This is a genomic window from Brevundimonas sp. M1A4_2e (assembly GCF_053345555.1).
This window is the reverse complement of the sequence record NZ_JBKFAI010000001.1, coordinates 929073-935385: the sequence shown is the minus strand read 5'-3', so window position 1 is coordinate 935385 and position 6313 is coordinate 929073. Positions and strand designations below refer to the sequence as shown.

Sequence of the window (6313 nt, the reverse complement as noted above, 5' to 3'; positions counted from 1 at the left end):
GATGTCCAGCTCGACCGACTTCTTGCCCCGGTTGGCGCACAGGAAATAGGCGGCGTCGCCGGGCGCGCCGTCGGCCGTGGTGGTGAAGGGCGGGCCCCAGTGGCGGGTGTCGTCGCCGGCGCCCGGCCGCTCGATCTTGATGACCTCGGCCCCCAGATCGGCCAGGGTCTGCGTCGCCCAAGGCCCCGCCAGCACCCGCGACAGGTCCAGAACCCGCACGCCGTGAAGCGGGCCAAAAGAAGCAGGGGCGGGGGCGGGAATCGAGACGGGGTCGGACATGCGCGACTTCTAGCAGAAACCGGCGGCGGTCGGATGGCCTGCCGCCTGGGCGGCTGTCTTCAGCGATGAAGGAATTAAAGAGACGATGGTGGGTGATCACAGGTTCGAACTGTGGACCCGCTGATTAAGAGTCAGCTGCTCTACCAACTGAGCTAATCACCCGTACCGTCGTCTGCGCCCTTGGTGTGGCGCCGGCCCTTCGCTGCGTTGTGAACAACCTCGGCGAAGGGCGCTCCTATTACTCGCAGCGATGGGGCTGTGCAAGCGTCAAATGCGTCTTTTATCATGATTGCAACGCGCGCTAAGGTCGCGCCTTGAATCAGCCGCCGGAAGACGCGGCGAGGGGGAGTAAAGATTATGGCGTTCTGGAACCGTCGTCGCTCGATCGACGCGATGCTGGCCCCGAGTTCGGGGCCGGGGCTCAAAAAGACCCTGAGCTGGCCGCACCTTATGGCGCTGGGCGTCGGCGCCATCGTCGGCACCGGCATCTTGACTCTGATCGGGGTCGGGGCGGGGCTGGCGGGTCCGGCGGTGCTGATCAGCTTCGCCCTGGCCGGTCTGGTGTGCGCCTGCGCCGCCCTGGCCTATGCCGAGCTGTCGACGATCATGCCCGCGTCGGGCAGCGCCTATACCTACTCCTATGCCGCGCTGGGCGAGATTTTCGCCTGGGTCGTGGGCTGGAGCCTGATCCTTGAATACTCCCTGGTCGTCTCGGCCGTGGCCGTGGGCTGGTCCGGCTATGCCGCGCCCTTCCTGGCCGGGCTGGGGATCGACCTGCCGTTCGCCCTGACCGTCGGTCCGCACGTCGAGGGCGGGCTGATCAACCTGCCGGCGGTCTTCATCATCGGCATCGTGACCGGCCTGCTGCTGCTGGGCACGCGGGAGAGCGCGACGCTGAACGCCGTGCTGGTGGTCATCAAGATCGCCGCCCTGGTGGCCTTCGTGGCCATCGCCCTGCCGCGCTTCGACGCGGCCAACTTCACGCCCTTCATGCCCTACGGCTTCGGCGCGCCCTTTGTTCAGACGGGCGTCATGGCGGCGGCGGCCATCATCTTCTTCGCCTTCTACGGCTTTGACGCCATCGCCACGGCGGCCGAGGAGACCAAGAAGCCCGAGCGCGACCTGGCCATCGGCATCGTCGGTTCGATGGTGGTCTGCACCGTCCTCTATATCGCCGTCGCCGCCGCCGCGATCGGCGCCGCCCCGGTCGCCAGCTTCGCCGATAGCCCCGAGCCCCTGGCCCACATCATGCGCGGCCTGGGTCAGGGCGTCGCCGCCCAGTGGATCGCCGCCGCCGCCGTGGTGGCCCTGCCGACCGTGCTGCTGGCCTTCCTGTTCGGCCAGAGCCGCATCTTCCTGGGCATGGCCCGCGACGGCCTGCTGCCCAACCGCCTGGCCAAGATCTCGAACCGCGGCGTGCCGACGGTGGTGACGGTCTTCACCGCCATCGTCGTGGCCGTTCTGGCGGGCATCATGCGTCTGGACGAACTGGCGTCGCTGGCCAACGCCGGCACCCTGATGGCCTTCATGGCCGTGGGGATCAGCCTGATCGTGCTGCGCGTGCGTGAGCCGAACCGCGAACGCAAGTTCAAGGCCCCGCTGTGGCCGCTGGTCGGCGGCGTCGCCATCATCGGCTGCATCGTCTTCTTCTTCAGCCTGAAGAGCTCGACGCAGCTGTATTTCCTGCTGTGGAACCTGTTCGGCCTGGCCGTCTACCTGGTCTGGTCGTCGCGTAACTCGCGCCTCGCCAAGGGCGAAGAGGCTGAGGGTTAATGGCCAGGCGCGACCTGTCGGGGGCGGTGGATTTCACCGTCCTCGAAGCCATGACCGGCGGCATGGATGAGGTGACGGAAGAAGTGCTGGGCCTGTTCGCTGAACAGGCCCGCATGTGGTCGGCCCTGCTGGATGCGTCCAGCGAGGGCTGGCGCGACGCCGTGCACACCATTCGCGGCGCGGGGGCCGGCATCGGGGCCAAGGCTCTGGCCCAGATCTGCGCCGAGGTGGAGCATGGCGAGCGGGCGGCCGCCCCGGCGGGCCTGGAACGGGTGCGTACGGCGCTGGACGCGGCCCTGGCCGATGTCGCGGCCTATCGCCATGAACTGGCGCTCATAAGCCTGAAGGGCTGAAGCGAGGCTAGACCCGCGTCTGGTCCCAGGTTCCGAACTCGTGGGCGATGCAGCGGTCGATGAGCAGGCGCCAGACCGGCTCGGCGATGTCGGGCGACAGGCCGGCAGGCGCGGCCGCCGCCAGCACCTTGGCCACCACGTCGTCGATGCGGGCCTGATCGAAGACGGCGTCGCGGCTCGGCTTGATGCGCGCGGCGGCGTCCATATAGCGCTGACGCTCGGCCAGCAGGGTCACCAGCGCGCGGTCCAGCGCATCCACGCCCTGACGCACGTCGACCATGGTGACGCAGTCTTCCGGGGCCTTGCGCTCGTCGATGGCGACGGTGCGGGGAGAGGTCATCAGGTCAGCCGACAAAGGCGCGCTCCAGAACATAGTCGCCGGGTTCGGCGTTCGAGCCTTCTTTCAGGCCGTAGGATTCCAGCAGTTCGCCGGTCTCCTTGATCATGGCCATCGAGCCGCACAGCATGACGCGGTCGCTGTTGGGCGAGAAGCCGATGGGCAGCTGCAGGTCGGCGAACAGGTCGCCCGACTTGATGCGGTCGGTGATCCGGCCCGGCGTCTCGAACCGTTCGCGCGTCACGGTCGGATAATAGGTCAGCTGGGCCTTGGCCTCGTCGCCGATCAGCGGGTCGTCGTGGATCTCGTGGCTGAAGAAGTCGCGGTAGGCCAGGTCGGCGACATTGCGCACCGTGTGGCAGACGATGACCTGCTTGAAGCGCGAATAGGTTTCCGGATCGCGCGCCACCGAGAGCCAGGGCGCCAGGCCCGTGCCGGTGCCGATCAGCCACAGGCGCTCGCCGCCGGTCAGGGCGTCCAGCACCAGGGTGCCGGTCGGCTTCTTGCCCATCAGCACGCTGTCGCCCGCGACGATCTTCTGCAGGCGCGAGGTCAGAGGGCCGTCCTCGACCTTGATGGAGAAGAACTCCAGTTCCTCGGCCCAGAAGGGCGACGCGATCGAATAGGCGCGCAGCACGGGCTTGCCGCCGTCTTCGCCCGGCAGGCCGATCATCACGAACTCGCCCGAACGGAAGCGGAAATCCTCGGGCCGTTTCAGGGCGAAGCTGAACAACTGGTCGTTCCAGTGGCGGACCCACAGGACTTCCAACTCATGGAACGGACTGGCCTTGACGGGCGGCGCGGCGAGGGAGGCGTCAGACATGGGGCCTAACTAGGCGGTCGAGGGCGATTGCGAAAGGTGGTGCGGCGATCCTTCTCCCCTGGTGGGAGAAGGTGGCGGGCGGAGCCTGACGGATGAGGGGTGTGAACGCTTCGATATCCGGACGGACGCGGACCTGTCTTGAATGACTTTCGGGCGTCGCGCCGACACCCCTCATCCGAGCGCCTCCGGCGCCCACCTTCTCCCACAAGGGGAGAAGGAAGAAAAAGAGAGTCCAATTCGTCTGAATCGTCTGAAATTCTCCTGCGTCGGGCGGTCGTGTCTCTCGTGGCTGGGGGGAGCTTAGCACAGGCGGCAGGGTAGGCTGGCCGATCGGGGCGAGCCTCCGTCCGCGATGAAGCAGGGGCGGGCGAAAGAAGGGATGACGACGGAGGATTCCGGCTCTAGCTTCGCCGCCATGCGCACTTTTCTCCTTGCTTCGACGATCCTGATGGCTGCGACCTCGGCCTTCGCCCAATCCACGCCGCAGCCCGCGACGCCGCCCGCCGCTGCGGCGCCCGCGTCCTCGATCCTGACGGTCGAGCGGGTCTTCTCCAATCCGTCGCTGGCCGGGCCGGTGGCGCGCGGCGTCAGCCTGTCGCCGGACGGCGAACTGGTCGCCTTCCTGCGTTCGCGCGAGGACGACGTGGACGTGCTGGACCTGTGGGCCGCGCCGGTGAAGGGGGGCGAACCGTTCAAGCTGATCGACGCCCGCGCCCTGGTCCCCGACGCGGGCGAACTGTCCGAGGCCGAGAAGGCGCGACGCGAGCGGATGCGGATTTCCCAGCGCGGCGTGGTCGAATATTCGTGGGACGAGCAGGGCCGCTATATCCTGGCGCCGCTGGAAGGCGACGTCTTCCTAGCCAACCGCGCCGACGGCAGCGTGCGCCGCCTGACGGAAACCACGGCGGACGAGATCGACGCCAAGGTCTCGCCCAAGGGCGCCTTCGTCAGCTTCGTGCGGGATCAGAATCTGTTCCTGATCAACCTTGAGACGGGCGCCGAACAGGCGATCACCACCGACGGCAAGGACCTGATCACCTGGGCCACGGCCGAGTTCATCGCCCAGGAAGAGCTGGACCGCGACACCGGCTATTGGTGGAGCCCGGACGAGCGCTACATCGCCCTGCAGCGCACGGACGAGAGCACGGTCGACGTCATCCCGCGTCTGGACATCACCGGCGGCGGGGCCTCGGTCGCCCAGCAGCGCTATCCCCGCGCCGGACGGCCCAACGCCGTGGTCGAGCTCTATGTCCAGGACGTGCAGAGCGGCCAACGGGTCAAGGTCGACCTGGGCGCCGATACCGACATCTATCTGGGCCGGGTGAACTGGGCGGCGGACGGCTCGGTCGCCTACGTCCAGCGCCTGTCGCGCGACCAGAAGCGGCTGGACCTGCTGAGCGTCGATCCGGCCACGGGCGCCAGCCGCGTGATCGCCAGCCAGACCTCGAAGGCCTGGGTCAACGTCACCCACGACTTCAAGGCGCTGAAGGACGGGAACTTCATCTGGTCCAGCGAAGAGAGCGGGTGGCGCCACCTGTATCTCTACGCCAAGGACGGCCGCCGCCTGCGCGCGATCACGCGCGGCGACTATCCGGTCAAGTCGCTGGCGGGGGTCAACCAGGAGACGGGCGAGGTCTTCTTCACCGCCTCCATGCGCGACGGCAAGGAATACCCGATCGAGCAGCAGCTGTTCCGCGCCAGCTATAAGCGCACGCTGAACCCCACCGAAGTCACGCCGCGCGGCGGCTGGTGGAGCGCCACGGTCAACGGCACCGGCACGGCCTATGTCGGCAACTACAGCGACGTGAACACCCCGGCGCAGTCGGCCCTGTATTCGATCGACGGGCAGCGGGTGCGCTGGATCGAAGAGAACAGGCTCCAGCCCGGCCACCCCTTCTGGCCCTACGCCGAGCGCCAGCAGAAGCCGACTTTCGGCACCCTGCAGAGCCACGGCGAGACCCTGGTGTGGCAGATGACAACGCCGCCGGGCTTTGATCCGTCGAAGCAGTATCCGGTGGTGATGCAGGTCTATGGCGGCCCGTCGGGCGGCGGCGTCAAGAACGCCTGGCAGGGCGCGACCAACCAGTTGCTGACCGAGGCGGGCTACATCGTCTTCCGCCTGGACAACCGGGGCGAGGGCGACCGCTCGGCCGCCTTCAAGCAGGCCCTCTATCTGAAGATGGGCCAGCCCGAGATCGAGGATCAGGTGATCGGCGCGGACTATCTGCGCTCGCTGCCCTATGTCGACGCTGGCCGGATCGCCATGATGGGCTGGTCCTACGGCGGGTTCATGAGCCTGATGGCGCTGACGGAGCCCAAGATGGGGCTGGCGGCGGCGCTGGCGGGGGCGCCGCCGACGGAGTGGAGCCTGTACGACACCGCCTATACCGAGCGCTATATGTCGACGCCGCAGGCGAACGTGGAGGGCTACGCCGCGTCGGACGTGCTGGGGCGCCTCGATAAGCTGACGGGCCGCCTGCTGCTGATGCACGGCATGGCCGACGACAACGTCATCTTCGAGAACACCACGCGGGTGCTGAACGCCCTGCAGGAAAAGAGCATTCCCTTCGAGACCATGCTCTATCCCGGCCAGCGCCACGGCATCCGGGGCAATGATCGCCAGCTGCACCAGTGGCGGACCTACCTGGACTTCCTGGACCGCACCATCGGAACGCGGGCGCCCGTAAAGGCGGACTGAGGCTTTTTATGGCGGAATGAAAAAGGGGCTGCCGAGCCTGACGCCCGGCA

6 protein-coding genes and 1 tRNA gene are annotated in these 6313 nt (G+C 67.5%); 3 read left to right on the top strand and 4 right to left on the bottom strand.

What is annotated here, in order from left to right:
- Both ACLBV5_RS04455 and ACLBV5_RS04450 read right to left on the bottom strand, forming a co-directional pair.
- Window positions 1-279, bottom strand: a 279-nt coding sequence (locus tag ACLBV5_RS04455) for a CoA transferase (RefSeq protein WP_447604907.1), incomplete at its 3' end; no start/stop codon positions are given.
- Between the two features lie 86 nt (window positions 280-365).
- A tRNA-Lys gene (locus ACLBV5_RS04450) sits at window positions 366-441 on the bottom strand.
- A gap of 195 nt (window positions 442-636) precedes the next feature.
- On the opposite strand from ACLBV5_RS04450, the gene ACLBV5_RS04445 reads away from it, so the two are divergent.
- Entirely contained in the window at window positions 637-2052 is a 1416-nt protein-coding gene (locus ACLBV5_RS04445; protein WP_447604906.1) for an amino acid permease, read from the top strand.
- Complete coding sequence (locus tag ACLBV5_RS04440) at window positions 2052-2405, top strand: Hpt domain-containing protein (RefSeq protein WP_447604905.1); 354 nt, start codon at window positions 2052-2054, stop codon at window positions 2403-2405. The genes ACLBV5_RS04445 and ACLBV5_RS04440 overlap by 1 nt, the downstream gene beginning before the upstream one ends.
- A 7-nt stretch (window positions 2406-2412) precedes the next feature.
- Here the strand turns inward: ACLBV5_RS04440 and ACLBV5_RS04435 are convergent, their stop codons facing one another.
- Entirely contained in the window at window positions 2413-2745 is a 333-nt protein-coding gene (locus ACLBV5_RS04435) for a chorismate mutase (RefSeq protein ID WP_447604904.1), read from the bottom strand.
- 4 nt (window positions 2746-2749) lie between these two features.
- Entirely contained in the window at window positions 2750-3565 is an 816-nt protein-coding gene (locus ACLBV5_RS04430; RefSeq protein ID WP_447604903.1) for a ferredoxin--NADP reductase, read from the bottom strand.
- A gap of 415 nt (window positions 3566-3980) precedes the next feature.
- Between ACLBV5_RS04430 and ACLBV5_RS04425 the strand changes: the two genes are divergently transcribed.
- A complete protein-coding gene (locus tag ACLBV5_RS04425) occupies window positions 3981-6263 on the top strand; it encodes a S9 family peptidase (protein ID WP_447604925.1) in 2283 nt (760 codons plus the stop codon).
- The last annotated feature ends 50 nt before the right edge of the window (window positions 6264-6313 follow it).